The sequence below is a fragment of the Exiguobacterium sp. E4787 genome (assembly GCF_018618375.1).
GTDB lineage: Bacteria > Bacillota > Bacilli > Exiguobacteriales > Exiguobacteriaceae > Exiguobacterium > Exiguobacterium chiriqhucha.
Genome location: NZ_JACSLY010000008.1, coordinates 1 through 14,362, shown reverse-complemented (window position 1 = coordinate 14,362; position 14,362 = coordinate 1). Strand labels below are relative to the sequence as shown.

Annotated in this window: 8 protein-coding genes and 4 pseudogenes; 4 read left to right on the top strand and 8 right to left on the bottom strand. The window is 44.4% G+C overall.

From position 1 onward, the window contains the following. Positions 1 to 193: 193 nt before the first annotated feature. Both KNP80_RS09960 and cadC read right to left on the bottom strand, forming a co-directional pair. Complete coding sequence (locus tag KNP80_RS09960) at positions 194 to 2,365, bottom strand: heavy metal translocating P-type ATPase (protein WP_214704254.1); 2,172 nt, start codon at positions 2,363 to 2,365, stop codon at positions 194 to 196. Then, positions 2,358 to 2,726, bottom strand: a complete 369-nt coding sequence (cadC, locus tag KNP80_RS09955; protein WP_003322301.1) for a Cd(II)-sensing metalloregulatory transcriptional repressor CadC — start codon at positions 2,724 to 2,726, stop codon at positions 2,358 to 2,360. Before cadC ends, KNP80_RS09960 begins: the two co-directional genes overlap by 8 nt. 560 nt (positions 2,727 to 3,286) lie before the next feature. On the opposite strand from cadC, the pseudogene KNP80_RS15810 reads away from it, so the two are divergent. Next, positions 3,287 to 3,760, top strand: a pseudogene (locus tag KNP80_RS15810) (DNA/RNA non-specific endonuclease); the annotation flags it as partial. Positions 3,761 to 3,835: 75 nt separating this feature from the next. Here KNP80_RS15810 and KNP80_RS09945 read toward each other — a convergent pair. From KNP80_RS09945 to KNP80_RS09925, 5 genes are all read right to left on the bottom strand, one after another. Beyond that, positions 3,836 to 4,444, bottom strand: a complete 609-nt coding sequence (locus KNP80_RS09945; RefSeq protein ID WP_214689682.1) for a helix-turn-helix domain-containing protein — start codon at positions 4,442 to 4,444, stop codon at positions 3,836 to 3,838. A 204-nt stretch (positions 4,445 to 4,648) separates the two neighbouring features. Next, positions 4,649 to 5,509 (bottom strand): hypothetical protein, encoded by an 861-nt coding sequence (locus KNP80_RS09940; RefSeq protein WP_214782782.1) that lies wholly within the window; start codon positions 5,507 to 5,509, stop codon positions 4,649 to 4,651. A 1,823-nt stretch (positions 5,510 to 7,332) separates the two neighbouring features. Continuing rightward, on the bottom strand, positions 7,333 to 7,920 hold the full coding sequence (locus KNP80_RS09935) for an SCO family protein (protein WP_214689690.1): 588 nt from the start codon (positions 7,918 to 7,920) through the stop codon (positions 7,333 to 7,335). 11 nt (positions 7,921 to 7,931) lie between these two features. Then, positions 7,932 to 8,348, bottom strand: coding sequence for a disulfide oxidoreductase (locus KNP80_RS09930; RefSeq protein ID WP_214704245.1), 417 nt, complete (start codon positions 8,346 to 8,348; stop codon positions 7,932 to 7,934). Next, positions 8,345 to 9,016 carry a DsbA family protein gene (locus tag KNP80_RS09925; protein ID WP_214689672.1) on the bottom strand — a complete coding sequence of 224 codons (672 nt, stop codon included), beginning with the start codon at positions 9,014 to 9,016 and terminating at the stop codon, positions 8,345 to 8,347. Before KNP80_RS09925 ends, KNP80_RS09930 begins: the two co-directional genes overlap by 4 nt. 364 nt (positions 9,017 to 9,380) lie before the next feature. On the opposite strand from KNP80_RS09925, the pseudogene istA reads away from it, so the two are divergent. Both istA and istB read left to right on the top strand, forming a co-directional pair. Continuing rightward, positions 9,381 to 10,920: pseudogene (gene istA, locus KNP80_RS09920) on the top strand (IS21 family transposase). Next, a complete protein-coding gene (gene istB, locus KNP80_RS09915; protein ID WP_214689670.1) occupies positions 10,917 to 11,675 on the top strand; it encodes an IS21-like element helper ATPase IstB in 759 nt (252 codons plus the stop codon). The pseudogene istA and the gene istB overlap by 4 nt, the downstream one beginning before the upstream one ends. Before the next feature lie 704 nt (positions 11,676 to 12,379). On the opposite strand, the pseudogene KNP80_RS09910 reads toward istB, so the two are convergent. Continuing rightward, a pseudogene (locus KNP80_RS09910) lies at positions 12,380 to 13,135 on the bottom strand (IS3 family transposase); the annotation flags it as partial. Between KNP80_RS09910 and KNP80_RS09905 the strand changes: the two are divergent. Further along, a pseudogene (locus tag KNP80_RS09905) lies at positions 13,127 to 14,299 on the top strand (heavy metal translocating P-type ATPase); the annotation flags it as partial. The pseudogenes KNP80_RS09910 and KNP80_RS09905 sit on opposite strands and share 9 nt — an antisense overlap. Between the last annotated feature and the right edge of the window lie 63 nt (positions 14,300 to 14,362).

Below are 14,362 nucleotides of genomic sequence, written 5' to 3'. Positions count from 1 at the left end.
TCAGAATGAAATAAACGAACGGTCTTTCACGAAAAAACAGAACCGTTTTCGTGCAATATGTAATCCTAAAACTGCTGTGAACCAACCTGTAACGTATACCCATTTTTAATCATTTTTAATGTAACTAACCCCCAAATTTCTATACATGGTAAGAAAAAGGGCTTTCCAGACAACCAGAAAGCCCTTTTCCCTTTTATTCCTTGACCCGCATAAGCCGCATACTATTTAACGCTACCAGAAGAGTTGCCCCCATGTCTGAAAGGATGGCAATCCAAAGTGTTAACCAGCCCGGTATGACCAATAGCAAGGCAATAAATTTAATGGCAATTGCAAAGGTGATGTTAGCTTTGATGATATTTAGGGATTTACGGCTTAGTTTCACAGTGAATGGAAGTTTTCTTAAATCATCTCCCATTAAAGCAACGTCTGCCGTTTCCAGTGCTGTATCTGTACCAGCTCCACCCATTGCAATCCCAACGGTAGAAGCTGCTAACGCAGGGGCATCATTGACACCATCTCCAATCATGGCTACTTTTCCGTACTCGGATCTCAATTGTTTAATATAGTTTAATTTGTCCTCTGGCATCAGTTCTGCCTGAATATCCGATACGCCAACATGGCCGCCGATCGCATTCGCGGTACCTTGGTTATCGCCTGTAAGCATAATGGTCTTTTTGATGCCAAGTTGATGCAATTTCTGAATAACGTCTTTACTTGATTCACGTACTTCATCCGCTACCGCAATCACAGCAAGTATTTCTTTTTCAGTTCCGACCACCATAGCTGTCTTGCCTTGGTTTTGAAGAGTAGTAACATTTTGCTCTAAGTCTTTATCGAAATCATTAGTCAATAATTCCTTAAAGAGTTTCGGGCTACCGATGTAATAAGTCGTCCCGTTTACGATACCCTTTATACCCTTTCCTGTGATAGAAGAGAAATCCTCTACCTGTACGTCAGAATAATTAATGTTCTCCGCTTCTGCTTTTTTCATAATGGCTGAAGCAAGAGGATGCTGGGAACGATATTCTAATGCAGTAATGATGGACAGCAATTCTTTTTCATTTGCCTGCTTGTTCAACACATTAAAATCAGTTACCACTGGGACACCTTTTGTTAGTGTGCCCGTTTTATCAAATGCAATGGCCTTTAAGGCACCCATTTCTTCTAGATAAATACCGCCTTTTATAAGAACGCCCTTTTTCGCTGCATTCCCGATTGCTGAAACAATGGAAATCGGAGTGGAAATAACCAATGCACAAGGACAGCCGACAACAAGAACAGCTAATCCTTGATAAATCCATGTTTCCCAACTGCCATCAAAGAATAATGGAGGGACTATAGCGACTAAAGCTGCAATGACCATAATGACTGGCGTATAATATTTCGCGAATTTTTCGACAAATGCTTGAGATGGGGCACGTTCTCCCTGTGCTTCCTCTACAAGATGAATAATTTTTGCAATCGTTGTGTCTTCTACCAGCTTAGTTATTTTTACCTCAAGCAAGCCTTCTTCATTTAAAGTACCTGCAAACACTTCATCATCAACCGTTTTCGCAACAGGAACAGACTCGCCCGTAATGGCCGCCTGGTTAACAGCCGAATAGCCGCTTACTACAGTCCCGTCCATGGCAATCTTCTGGCCGGGTTTCACGATCATAATATCACCAATGGCAATGTCATCCACATGGATCATCATTTCTTGCCCATTTCGTCTAACGAGTGCCTCTTTTGGTGCAATATCCATTAATGAACGAATGGATTGTCTTGCTTTATCCATAGAGAATCGTTCAAGAGCTTCACTAATCGCAAAGAGAATGACAACAATGGCCACTTCTCCCCATTCCCCAATGATAGCGCCACCTATAACAGCCACTGTCATAAGGGTTTTCATGTCAAACTCAAAGCGAAACAAGTTTTGCAAACCGACTTTGAAAAGCGATAATCCTCCGATCAACATGGATGCTAAAAATAATAATGTAGTAACGAGGTTCTCTTCCCCATTCACACTCTGGGACAGGTAACCGAACGCAATCAATAAGGACGCAAAGAGCAGCGTACTGTGCTTTTTATAAAATGGCACTTTATCTTCTTTCGTATCTTCTTTTACCTCTTGTGATGCTTGGCGAGCAGATTTTTCAGGTGTCACTTTGAGATTCTCAAATGCACCTGCTTTTTCTAGTTCTTCTATCGTTGCATTACCATAAACAACAATTTTAGATGCACCAAAATTTACTTTTGCATCCTCAACTCCAGATAGCTGTTTTACATTTTTTTCGAATTTACCCGCGCAGTTTGCGCAAGTAAAACCTTGTACACGATAGGCCTTCATTTCTTGTTCAGATGTTATTGCCTTTTGATCAGACATTGACATTCACTTCTTTCTTATGTTCTAGTACAATCATCATTATTTGTCTAATATGTTCATCGTCTAACGAATAAAACGCTAGTTTTCCTTCTTTTCTATATCTTACAATCCCCTGCTTATGAAGGGTCCTTAAATGATGAGAAGCATTTGCCACCGTAATACCAATAATATTTGCTATATCACACACACATAACTCTTCATCTTGACACAAAGCATAGGTAATCTTTGCCCTATTTTCATCCGCAATTGCTTTTAACATTTGGGCAACACTAACAATATCGATTGTTTTTAAATCACCTTGTATTCGATTGACCTTTTCCTCGTCATAACAAAAAATTTCACAAGTATCTTTCTTATTCACATTATCACCCCATTGATATTCAAGTGTTCACTTGAATATAGTATATACCTTTCCTTGGTCAATATTCAAGTGAATATTTGAATGAAAAACATAAAATGATTTTTCTAATAGTAATTCCCGTTAACGAACGTTAGAAAGACATATTTGTTTATCTTTTCACAAAAAATGAAAAGGGCTTTAAATAGTCCTTTTCATTTTGTCTTAATTGTCCATTAACTCATCTTTTTATCAATGTTCGTTTTTTATATTTGATGAGTAAGCAAACGAACAGAGGTCCTTAATGATGAAATTGGATATACACGAGTCTCAAACAACTTGGATTCACAGTCAGATAAATAAAAGAATTGGTAATACTGAAACTATTCATTCAAAGAGAAAGGAAATGAATTTCACTTACTCAGCCGCACCTCAAGCTATACCTTTATTTTCCTGATGTTCCCAATAGAGCAGTTCCTCTACAGTAGAGAACACAGAAAAAATACTTACGACAGAGGAAAAACATCAAGACGTCCGAGCCGGGCACCACGGAATCAAGTGCGGCGACTATTACAGAAGGACCTGTCGATATCAAATATGGGGATTGCGAGTATTGTGCGTCCACGAATGAGCATTGTAAATTGATCCGTGTCACGTCAGACGGTCGTTAAGGTTTCAGGCGTCGAATACAGTAAGCTCGACAGGTGACATGTTATCCGTAAGGACGGCGGCGCGATTGACTTTAAAATGATCATCACATATCTAGATACGAAAACTTATATTACATCACATTACCAATACACATATACGGTCAAAAGAAATGTGGTTACCGACTCGTTCGACAAGGTCAATCCGGACGAGTTGAACGAGGCACTCACAGAAAGTGAGTTGGAATCCCCAGCCACGAACGAGCCTGCTGGTGATGAGATACGAATGGAGACGGTCAGGTGACGATTCAATAGGCGAAAGACGCCGGTTTCACGATGCCGATAATGAGCGACCATTGGCTTTATCCTTATATGCGTGATAACGACAATGACGGGATGGTCGGGGAATGATTTCAACCCAAAAATTAAAACAATGATGATTGTAAAAAAGACATTCTCCATTTCTAAGAGAATGTCTTTTTATATTCATTTACGTTTTCGATTCACTTTATCGAGCCGAATTTTCTCAATTAACGCGTGGATGATTTGCTCATCTCTTCCACCGAAATCTTTATTGAAGGGAATCCGCTCTCCTTCGAACATGAAGTAATCGAGCAGGTACGGGACTCGAGGTGTTGCGTGGCCCCACGTGTGCTCCGAGCAACGTTCCCACACCTCGGCTTCGAACTCTTTTGAATAGCGCATATGCTCGACGGCAGCCTTGACCTCCGATTTCTTCAGGACAAAATAGTCTTCAAAGACGAATTTACCGAGAAGCTCATACCACATCTCCTCGCGGACCCGTTCTTTAATCGCTTCTACATCGACTTCAACATGATACGGGGCCTCTTCTTCATTCTTGATGACATCCCTTGCTTCCCCTGTCACCGACTCCGGATGCAGCTCCCACCCTTCAGGCATCCGTTCTTTGATGAACTGTTCGAGCGCCTCCTCACTGATCCGATATCCTTTTTTACGTGACTCGAGCGGTTCTGCCTGGATCACGCCTTTTCGTACCCAGTTGCGGACCGTCTCCTTATGGCTTGTGAGCTTGTTCTTCGATAAGATTTCAAATGCCTCATCAATCGTATACATGATAAGCCTCCTTTTAACACAACGATGATTTTATTAAATAATACCATGACCATTGTATTAAAGTAAGCTGTTACTTTAATCGGTTTCAAATTGATAAGAAATTACTAAATGGATACCAAACAAAAACACCATTCCGGAGAATGGTGTACCTCTAGAAAATTGTTTTCATTTCTTAAAAAATATTTTTAATACTTATTATACTGCTTAACGAGACTTATCTCCTACTTGCGAATACGTTTGAGTAACTTTAAGTCCAGTTGACGTAGAAGCATCCCATCTCACTTTACTTGTTATTGACATATCAAATGACATTAATCCAATTCCGTTATAGCCACCGACAGTAACGTTGTATAATCCCATAGCGTTAATATCGTATCCGATTTTTTCAGCACGTGAATCAATTGCTTGCGAAGAAGCTTTGATTGCTGTCGGAAAAATACTCGACGTCCCACTAGTACTGTGCCCAGTTAATCTTAAGCCATCAGATCTTGTGGTATAGGTAGTCACAAGACCACAAGTAGAATCAGGGTACAATAACGCACGGATACTATATGCAATTTTATAAGAATATGTACCAAAACTTCGTGTTAATTGAAGACTTTGAACAGTAGCTTTATTTTGAGGAGTTTTTGCCAATTCAACTAATTCGTTTGATGTCACCACTGTAATTTCTGCTCCAGTTTTAGGAAGTGTATACGTCACTTTAGAATTCCCTCCTAAATTTTCATCATCAGCGATAGAAAAAACAGAGATTTCCTCTTCTAACAATTCGTTATATTGATTAAGAACTTCTGGGCTAGTATTTTTAATTAATGTTAATTCTTCTGGAAGTAAACCTTCATTTGATGAGAGTACAGAATAACTGAAAGATTTAGAGTTGTTTATTTTAGTCAACTTTTGATTAGTTTTGCTAGCTTTTTTCTTATCCATTATTTCTTTACTTTCTTGTGAAAATTCACTCAAGCTATCAATAAAGTAGTTTACATTTTCTTCAGCGCCAACTGATGGGATAAATAGATTAGCAGAAAGTAAAGTTGCTAAAGTTAAAGTGGAAATTTTTTTCATTTTATTCCTCTGCTTTTGAGTTATAATAAGTATTAAAGAAGCAAATAGCCTCTATTTCTTTCTTACAGAATAATATTAGAACATTATTTTCTTTTAATAAACAAATTTTAGGATTTTTTTGGATTTGATTAATAATAAATACCTTTTTTATTCATCTTTATTGCTTATATGCGTAGGATTAACAAGTAATATCCTTCTTGAAAAATTAGGTATGTTTTCAAACAGTACATTTAGCATCTTAAGTATTCCTATTGGTTCAGTTGATAATTATTTTTATCCCGGATTATTTTTATTGTTTTTGACCACGATAGGTCTGTATTTATTGCCCTTCTCATTCCTTCTTATTAAATGAGAAAAAAGCCACTATTAGTTTCACATTCTTAGTAGCAGTTATAATCTTCCCTCACATTCCATTTTAATTTTTCAGTAAGTAAATGCTGGTTAGCATTAATCTTGGCGAGTGCGTCTGCTAGTTCGTCATCACTGACCTATGAGAAGTTTAAACCCTTCGGGAAGAACTAGCGGAGAAGACTGTTGAGGTTCACATCGCTCCCCTGCTACCGTGATGAATAAGGGTCGGCGAAATAAAGTGGCATGCCAAGTGAGGACCGGATGCGCTCGTAACAGCTGAACGCCTTGCCTCAGTCCGTCGTCGCCGTCATGAATGTACCCCTCTGGGAAGACGCCATGGAACGTGTTGATCACCTCCAAAATCGAGGCCGCACTGCGGTTCGCGATTGGTAGGACGAGGTAGAACCGGTCCTTGCGCTCGATGAACGTCGCGACGCAAGCCTCCGACCTCCCGCGGCCGGTCCGAGACGGTCAGCCCGACGTTGATGCGCCCGACGATCTGTTCCGGGGACCAGGTCGCCCGCAGTTTCTCGATGATCGTCAGACGCATCATGTCGTCGAGCTTCGTCTTAGCGCCACAGTTCTCTTTCGCCCTCGCATAGCGTTCCTGTGCACGTTCCGATTTTTACCCGGGGTTCCGTCTGATCTCCCGCGAGACGGTCGAGGACTGCCGCCCAAGCCCCAGATAGGTCTCTATTTCCACGCGCTCGGTTGTGGTAAGATGGGTATAGCTCATGGCGACTCCTCCGTCTGAATGTTTGCGTCGTAACTTCATTCTACACTAGGCCGCCGCTATGGGCTTTTTTTGCGTTCACGTTGGGGTATTGCACTTAATTTTATAATTCATCTAATATAAATAATGGTACGATTTACAACTTCCACTTTGAAACTATTGAATTATATTTAATCACAGAATGTCATAATTTTAAAAAAAGTATATCCATCCAAATAAATATACGTACAATAGTCAGTTGTTGAAGATACACTAAAATTTACGGATGCCGCTTGATTTAGTCCGATGCTCGCGTCCCCGTTTGTGGTAATTGTATTGTTATTATAAAAATCTCCGTTCACAATCAAAAAATTCGACCATCGTTTTGTAAATGCGTGTCTCGATTTTCCGTAACAGTTGGTTCGCTGGCACGAGTTCGTCGAACGTTACTATCTCCAATTGAGTTCGGTTGGTTTTCCGATTTTGTTGATTTCCTGATCATTCGATTCTCCTACATAACTGTTTCTATGTCCCTCATTATAAAAAAGCGATGACGTTACGAAAAAAAGGATTGATGCGTGGACCGACCAAGGGCACGGCGAGACTTCCAGGGGATCAGCAAGCAAAGGGAGGTCCAGCAGCGACAATGTCTCGATGCGGCTCCCTGTTTGTCCTCAGAAAAGCGAACTGTGCCCGGTCGGGCAAATAAAAAAGACTGCAGACAATGTGATGTCTACAATCTGAGACAGCACGGGCCGTCTTAAGAGTTCTGTAAAATCTTGATGTCGTTGACGATGTCCTCGATCGGCACGTCTTGGAATCCTTGATACGCCTTGATGATTTTCCCGTCCTGATCGACGAGATAGAACCACGTCGCGTGATCCACTTGGGTGCCTTCTGACGGTTTGCGGACGAGCGCTTTGAAGTTTTGTTGCGCAAACGCCTCAATCTCTTCTTGCGAATAGCCCGTCAAGAATTGCCAATCGGCTTTCGCCAAGTCGTAATCAGCCATGAACGCTTGAATCTTGTCCGGCGTATCGACGGTCGGGTCGACGCTGAACGACACGAATTGGACGTCTTCGACGCCTTCCTCGACGAGCGCTTCATTGAGTTTCGTCATGTTGTACGTCATCGGTGGACAGACCGTCTCACAGTTTGTGAACACGAAGTCGGCCATCCATACCTTCCCTTTCAAATCATCGAGACTGACCATCTCTTCATTTTGATTCATATAATTGAACGACTCGATCTCCCAATTGAGCGGGTCTTCAATTTCATTGCTGCACGCGGCGAGCACCGCCATCAGGCTAATCAAGCCAATGAGCATCCATTTCTTCACACGTTCCATCTCCTTCATTGTCAGTTGCGTCTCACGCGCCAGACGAGGAGCGTGATCAAAGTAAATGCCGTCAAGGCAAGGAACGGGATCGTGACGAACCCGAACCAGTTGATGTATTGCACGTTGCACGGTACGCCTTGCACGCACGGCTTGATATCGGCGAAACCGGGTACTTTTTGAACCAAATAATGGTACAGTGAAACCAGACCTCCGAGGATGGAGAGCGGCAATACATACTTCTTCACCGCTCGGTCGTCCGTGAACACGGCGACCCCGAGCAAGATGACGAGCGGATACATAAAGATGCGTTGAATCCAGCAGAGCTCACATGGCACGAACTCGCGAATCTCGCTGAAATAAAGGCTGCCGAGCGTCGCCGTGAGGGCGACGAGCCAAGCGAGATACAGACCATAACGGGTCAAGAATGAATGCTTCATGGCGTGCCTTGCTCAATCAATCGCTCAATCGTCTCGTAGTCGAACGGGTCTTCGAGCATGACGCCGTTAATCATGATCGATGGCGTGAACTGGACACCGTGCTCTTTGACAAGCCCGTCATCGAGACTCACCTGTTCGAGCACCGTCGAGTTTTCACTCAAATCGTCCTCGAGCTTCGCCACGTCGACCGATGTCGTCTCGCTCGCAATCTCTGTCAACCGCTCGACCGTGACCCATGCCTCGTCGTGCTGCTGACTCGCCGGTTGCGCGTCGTAGAGCGCCTTATGGAAATCCCAGAACGCGTCCGGGTCTTGTTCATACACCGACTCTGAAGCGAGCGATGCCAAAATCGACTCTTGTCCGTGGAACAGGACGTTGATGTAGCTGAAACTGATTTTTCCGGTGTCGATATAGTCTTCCTTCAACTTCGGATAGACCGTTTCGCCCCACTGTTTACAAGACGGGCATTTATAATCCCCGAACTCCACGACCGAGACGGGTGCGTCCGCATCGCCGAGCGTCGGCTGGCCTTCCGTCGACACGTGTTCTGTCGTCGCCGGTGCCGCCGTCTCGGCTTGTTCGGTCGGTTGATTCATCAGGACGACCACGACGGCCACCAAGGCGACCGCGAAGAGCGTCGCGATGACCAATAGTTTATTCTGTTTCATTATGTCTCACCTCTATTTATATCGATTCGTCTTTCATTATAACGAAAGCGCTATCTGTTTCCACGAAATCGACCTTGTTTTTTCTCAACTTTACTTCATGTCATGGAAAAGATGACGATGACGTCGCATCAACTCGTGAACAAGCTCAGACAATCTTCATTCAAAAAAGAGTGTCTTTCCTAGTGAAATTATGTCTCGAGTTCACTATACCTAGACGATTCTTCATCCCTCTGTGAACGCTAGAATAAAATTGACAGTTTTTGCTCGATACGATTTTACACTATTGCCGAAAAATCAGAACAGAACTCCGATAGAGTAGTTGAGGCTATTTTATCTGGAGGGAATGGATTTGGAGGAAAAGTTAGTGTTACATATCAAGATTCATCAAATGTATCAGCAAAACATGAAAGTGGCTCAAATCGCACAGCACTAAAAATATCGAGACCGACGGTATATAAGTACCTGAAGATGACATATGAAGATGCCCTACATGAATTTGACGAGAAAGCCTGTTCACGAAAGAAGAAGCTCGATGCCTACCGAGACTGGATCATTGCATGGTTGGAGGAGTATCTGCATTTGAGCAGCGCACAAGTACATGACTGGTTACTTGAAAGATATCCCGACCTGTCGGTCGGATCGAGCACGGTCAGGACATACGTGAATGAAATCCGAGAAATCTATCAGATCGAAAAGAAAAGGGTCGTCCGCCATTACGAGGCCATCCCAGAACAACCGATGGGCAAGCAAATACAGGTGGACTGGGGTGAGACCAGACAACGGACTAAAGATGGAAAAATGATAAAGCTTTATTTCATCGCGTTCTTACTTACGCACTCTCGGATGAAATATGCCGAATGGAGAGAACGACCGTTCACCACCAAGGACACCATTCACTGCCACGAAAATGCGTTCCAATTTTATGGTGGGCGCCCTTCTGAAATCGTCTACGACCAGGATCACCTCATCGCAATCAACGAGAACGCAGGTGACGTCCTATTGACCAATGAGTTTCAAGCCTACGTGAACGAACGGAAGTTCAAGATTCATTTATGTCGCAGGGCCGACCCGGAGTCGAAGGGTATGATCGAGAACGTCGTGAAGTACATCAAACGGAACTTTGCGGACAGCCGAGTGTACCGGCATATCGAGGATTGGAACCACCGTTCCATGAGATGGTTGGAGAGGACTGGAAATCATAACGTCCATCAGACAACGAAAAAAAGACCAGCTGAAGTGTTCTCCGTCGAAAAACAACACTTACAACCGGTCTTATCGCTACTCTCTTTCGAAAGTATCCGTACCGAAAGTATAGCAAGGAACGTCAGCAAGGACAACACAATCCGTTATCGCTCAAACCGTTACACCGTCCCAATCGGGACCTACTCATCGGTCAAGAAGAAGGTGGTGTTCCTCGAGGTGACCGAACAGGAACGGTTATTGATTCGCGAATCTCCCGAGGGAGAAGTGATCGCAGACCACCGGGTCAGCAAAGAGAGCGGAAAACTGATTCAAAGCCGTGACCACCTTCGGGATCGTTCCAAAGGAATCGAAGAACTGAAGCAACAGGTCCTCACCTATTTCGAGGACAGAGGGGCGGCGTCCGATTATCTGGGTAGCTCTCAAAGCGTTACCCGAGATACCGACGTGACCAGTTCAACATCATTAGGGACGTCGCGACCATGTATCCTAATCACTTAACGATAGCACTGGAAAAGTGTTCGCAAGAGAGTCTGTTCAGCGCCAACGATTTCCGGGACGTGGTCCACTATCTCGCGATCCTCGCGGACGATGGGTGTGATACAAAACCCGATACCGAACGTCCGAAGAAATCCGGGATACAGGTCGCAACGAGGCCGATCCAAGCCTACACCGACATCCTGAAAGGGGTGACGGCAAAATGAGTCAAAGCGTTTCCGAGTTACAACAGGACTTTCGGCAGCTTCGTCTCGCCGAGACGGCTGACGCCCTCCCACAGATTTTGAGAGAGGCCGAAATGGCCTCCTGGACGTATATCGAATTTCTAAGTGCCATCACGAACCATGAACGCGCAAAACGAGACGCTAAAAGTTTGGAAAGACGAATGAAGTGGGCCCGATTCCCGTTCATCAAATCCCTCTCGGAGTTCAATTTAGTGGAACAGACCGCACTAACCGCCCGACAGCTGAAGCAGTTGAAACAACTCAACTGGCTCGAACAACAGTACAACCTGATCCTCTTGGGCCCTCCGGGCGTCGGAAAGACGTTTTTGGCTGTGGGGCTGGGAATCGAGGCGGTCAACCACGGGTTCAAGGTATACTTCGTCACGATGGGCGAACTCGTCCAACTATTAAAAAGTGAAGAGTTCTCAAGCAAGTCGAAGATCCAGTTAAAAAGGTTGCGAGATTCGGACCTGGTCATCATCGATGACCTGATGTACATGGCGATGGGCCAACGAGAAGCCAATCTCTTCTTCCATCTCGTCAACCACCTTTATGAGCGCAGCTCGATCATCCTGACCTCGAACAAAAGCCCCGATCAATGGGGCGAATTGATCGGAGACCAGGGCATCACGACTGCGATACTGGACCGCTTACTCCATCGCGTCGAAATCATACATAGTGATGACGACAGTCATCGGATGAGGAACCGAAAATCATTGTTTTCGGCAGAAGTGTAAAAGGCAAACGAGCAAAAAGTGTCAAAATCAACTTGACGTCTACACCCTCGCATATGACCACCCAGAAACATATCTCCACTAAAATCCTTTCTGAACAAACCCTATCCGCTTATAATGACAAAGGTCTACCTATTGTCGTTCTAAGGTTTGGTGCCATCTGTGCAGAAACGAATTCTTATGGGGTGGCGATCACATTAAACGCATGCTGAACTTCGACAATGTGACATGGGTTCACCTTGATGACTCCGTTCCTTAGGTCCATACCGATAATTTATTAGAAATGATTTACATAGTTTTATTACAAGGCATAGACGGAGAAGTCTACCACGCCATAAAACAGAATGTAGACAATCGCAATTCCCGTGTAAGATTAGCCATTGCCGCAAAAAAAGAAAATCATTGCTCCCAATTATCAAGTAAAAAGTGACCTATACATTCGATAAGATTCAAGCAATTGGATATAGACCGCGTAAAACATGCAAGCAGACGGTGGGAAAACTTCAAAAAAATCGGGAGAAGAATAAGGGTATGGTCTCATTTTTGAACACAAAAACACCATTCGCCCGATTAGTCAGGCTATTGACAAACCAAATCGCCCTTTGCGATTTGAACCGCTCCCCGTCAAGTAGACAGGGCAAATAATGAAAACCAATCTAAACGGCTTGAGACCTGTATTCGACAGGGCTCAAGCCGTTTAGTCGTTTCTAGAGTAGACCATGGTTGTAGAACGATATGTAGGTCTCGATGGCCGACGTGAGTTCGCTATAGACCTGGAACTCACGCAAGTAGTACATCTCGACTTTCAAAGTGCCCCAAAAACTCTCGATCGGGGCGTTGTCGAGACAACGACCAACTCAGGACATGTTGCCGATTAGTCCTGCGTCTTTCACCATACGTTTGAACCCTCTCGAGGTATATTGGAGCCCTCGGTCACTATGGATCATCGGACGCGCTCCTGGACGGAGCCCCGCGATGGCTGGCATCATCGTCTGGAAGACGATCCCGTTGTTGTTGGACCTTCCGATACGATAGGCGACGATCGATCCGTCGTACAGGTCGATGATCGCGCTCAGATACGCCTTCTTCCCGGTACCATATTTGAACTCGGTGACGTCGGTGCACCATTTCTCGTCCGGCCGAGACGCACCGAATTCTCGGTTCATCAGGTTCTCGGCCACATGCTGTGGCATCGACTTCTTATGTCTCTTCCGCTTCCCGCGGATGATCGATTGGATCCCATGGATATGCATCAGGCGATAGACTTGCTTTTCATTGAACGTGGACAGACCTTGTTGCCTGCGTAGCCGATTGATTGTCATCGTGACCCGACGGTAGCCGTATGTACGGTTCGCCTGGTCATAGAGTAGACGAATGTCCTCCAGGAGCTTCTCGTTCTCTTCTTGACGCACCGATACGGTGCGGTTCAACCATTTGTAATAGGCCGCACGTGAGATGCCAGCTGGGAAACCTGGGTCTATCAAGGATTGGCGGTTCTAATAGTGGGTTGCCCGTGTGCCTTAGTCATTTCGACGCCGATTTCGATTGTTTCCGCCATCGGTAATGCTGCCAAAAAAGGGGTCTTGATTAAAGGCGGCGTATACCTGGAAGAAATGGGCGCGCTGAAAGCTATTGCATTTGACAAAAACGGTACCCTGACCAAAGGTGTACCTGTCGTCACAGACTTTAAAATCACGAACAAGCAGGTAAACGAGAGAGAACTGCTTTCTATCGTGACGGCATTGGAATATCGTTCTCAGCATCCGTTGGCCTCTGCCATCATGAAAAAAGCGGACGAGGAAAACATACCTTACACCTCTATCAGAGTTGAGGACTTCTCTTCCATCACAGGAAAAGGCATTAAAGGAACGATAGACGGCACCACCTACTTTATCGGAAGCCCGCTTCTCTTTAACGAGCTAGGTGTTGAAAGTATTGATAATAATCTGGACCAAACCGTAACGGCTCTGCAACAGCAAGGTAAGACTTCGATGATTATCGGAACGAAACAAAGCATATTGGCGGTTATCGCCGTAGCCGACGAAGTCCGGGAATCCAGCAAAGAAATCATCCGGAAACTACATGATATGGGTATTAAAAAGACAATTATGCTGACGGGTGACAACAAAGGGACAGGCAAAGCTATCGGCCAGCAAGTTGGCGTCAACGAAATCCAGGCAGAATTGATGCCAGAGGATAAATTAAATGTCATTAAACGCTTGCGAGCTGAGTACGACAATGTCGCGATGGTCGGGGACGGCGTAAATGACGCTCCGGCACTCGCTGCCTCTACTGTTGGAATTGCCATGGGTGGTGCTGGAACGGATACCGCTTTGGAAACAGCAGATGTCGCCCTGATGGGCGACGATTTGAGCAAACTACCGTTTACGATAAAATTGAGCCGAAAATCCCTAAATATTATCAAAGTGAACATCGCGTTCGCTATCAGTATCAAAGCGATTGCATTACTCTTGGTCATCCCGGGCTGGCTCACCCTATGGATAGCTATTATGTCCGATATGGGGGCAACTCTTCTGGTAGCACTGAACAGTTTAAGACTGATTGTAATCAACGCTGTTAAAATCCCTTATATCAACGTATTAAAAATCCCTCAAATTAATGGATAATGAGTCTGACAACCTGAAAATGGAGTGTGAGACACATGATCCGAAGTGAGGGATTTTTTATGA

Coding starts and splice junctions, on each gene's coding strand:
- KNP80_RS09960 (WP_214704254.1), bottom strand. CDS start 2,365: ATGTCTGATCAAAAGGCAATAACATCTGAACAAGAAATGAAGGCCTAT.
- KNP80_RS09945 (WP_214689682.1), bottom strand. CDS start 4,444: ATGTATACGATTGATGAGGCATTTGAAATCTTATCGAAGAACAAGCTC.
- KNP80_RS09940 (WP_214782782.1), bottom strand. CDS start 5,509: ATGAAAAAAATTTCCACTTTAACTTTAGCAACTTTACTTTCTGCTAAT.
- KNP80_RS09935 (WP_214689690.1), bottom strand. CDS start 7,920: ATGGAACGTGTGAAGAAATGGATGCTCATTGGCTTGATTAGCCTGATG.
- KNP80_RS09930 (WP_214704245.1), bottom strand. CDS start 8,348: ATGAAGCATTCATTCTTGACCCGTTATGGTCTGTATCTCGCTTGGCTC.
- KNP80_RS09925 (WP_214689672.1), bottom strand. CDS start 9,016: ATGAAACAGAATAAACTATTGGTCATCGCGACGCTCTTCGCGGTCGCC.
- istB (WP_214689670.1), top strand. CDS start 10,917: ATGAGTCAAAGCGTTTCCGAGTTACAACAGGACTTTCGGCAGCTTCGT.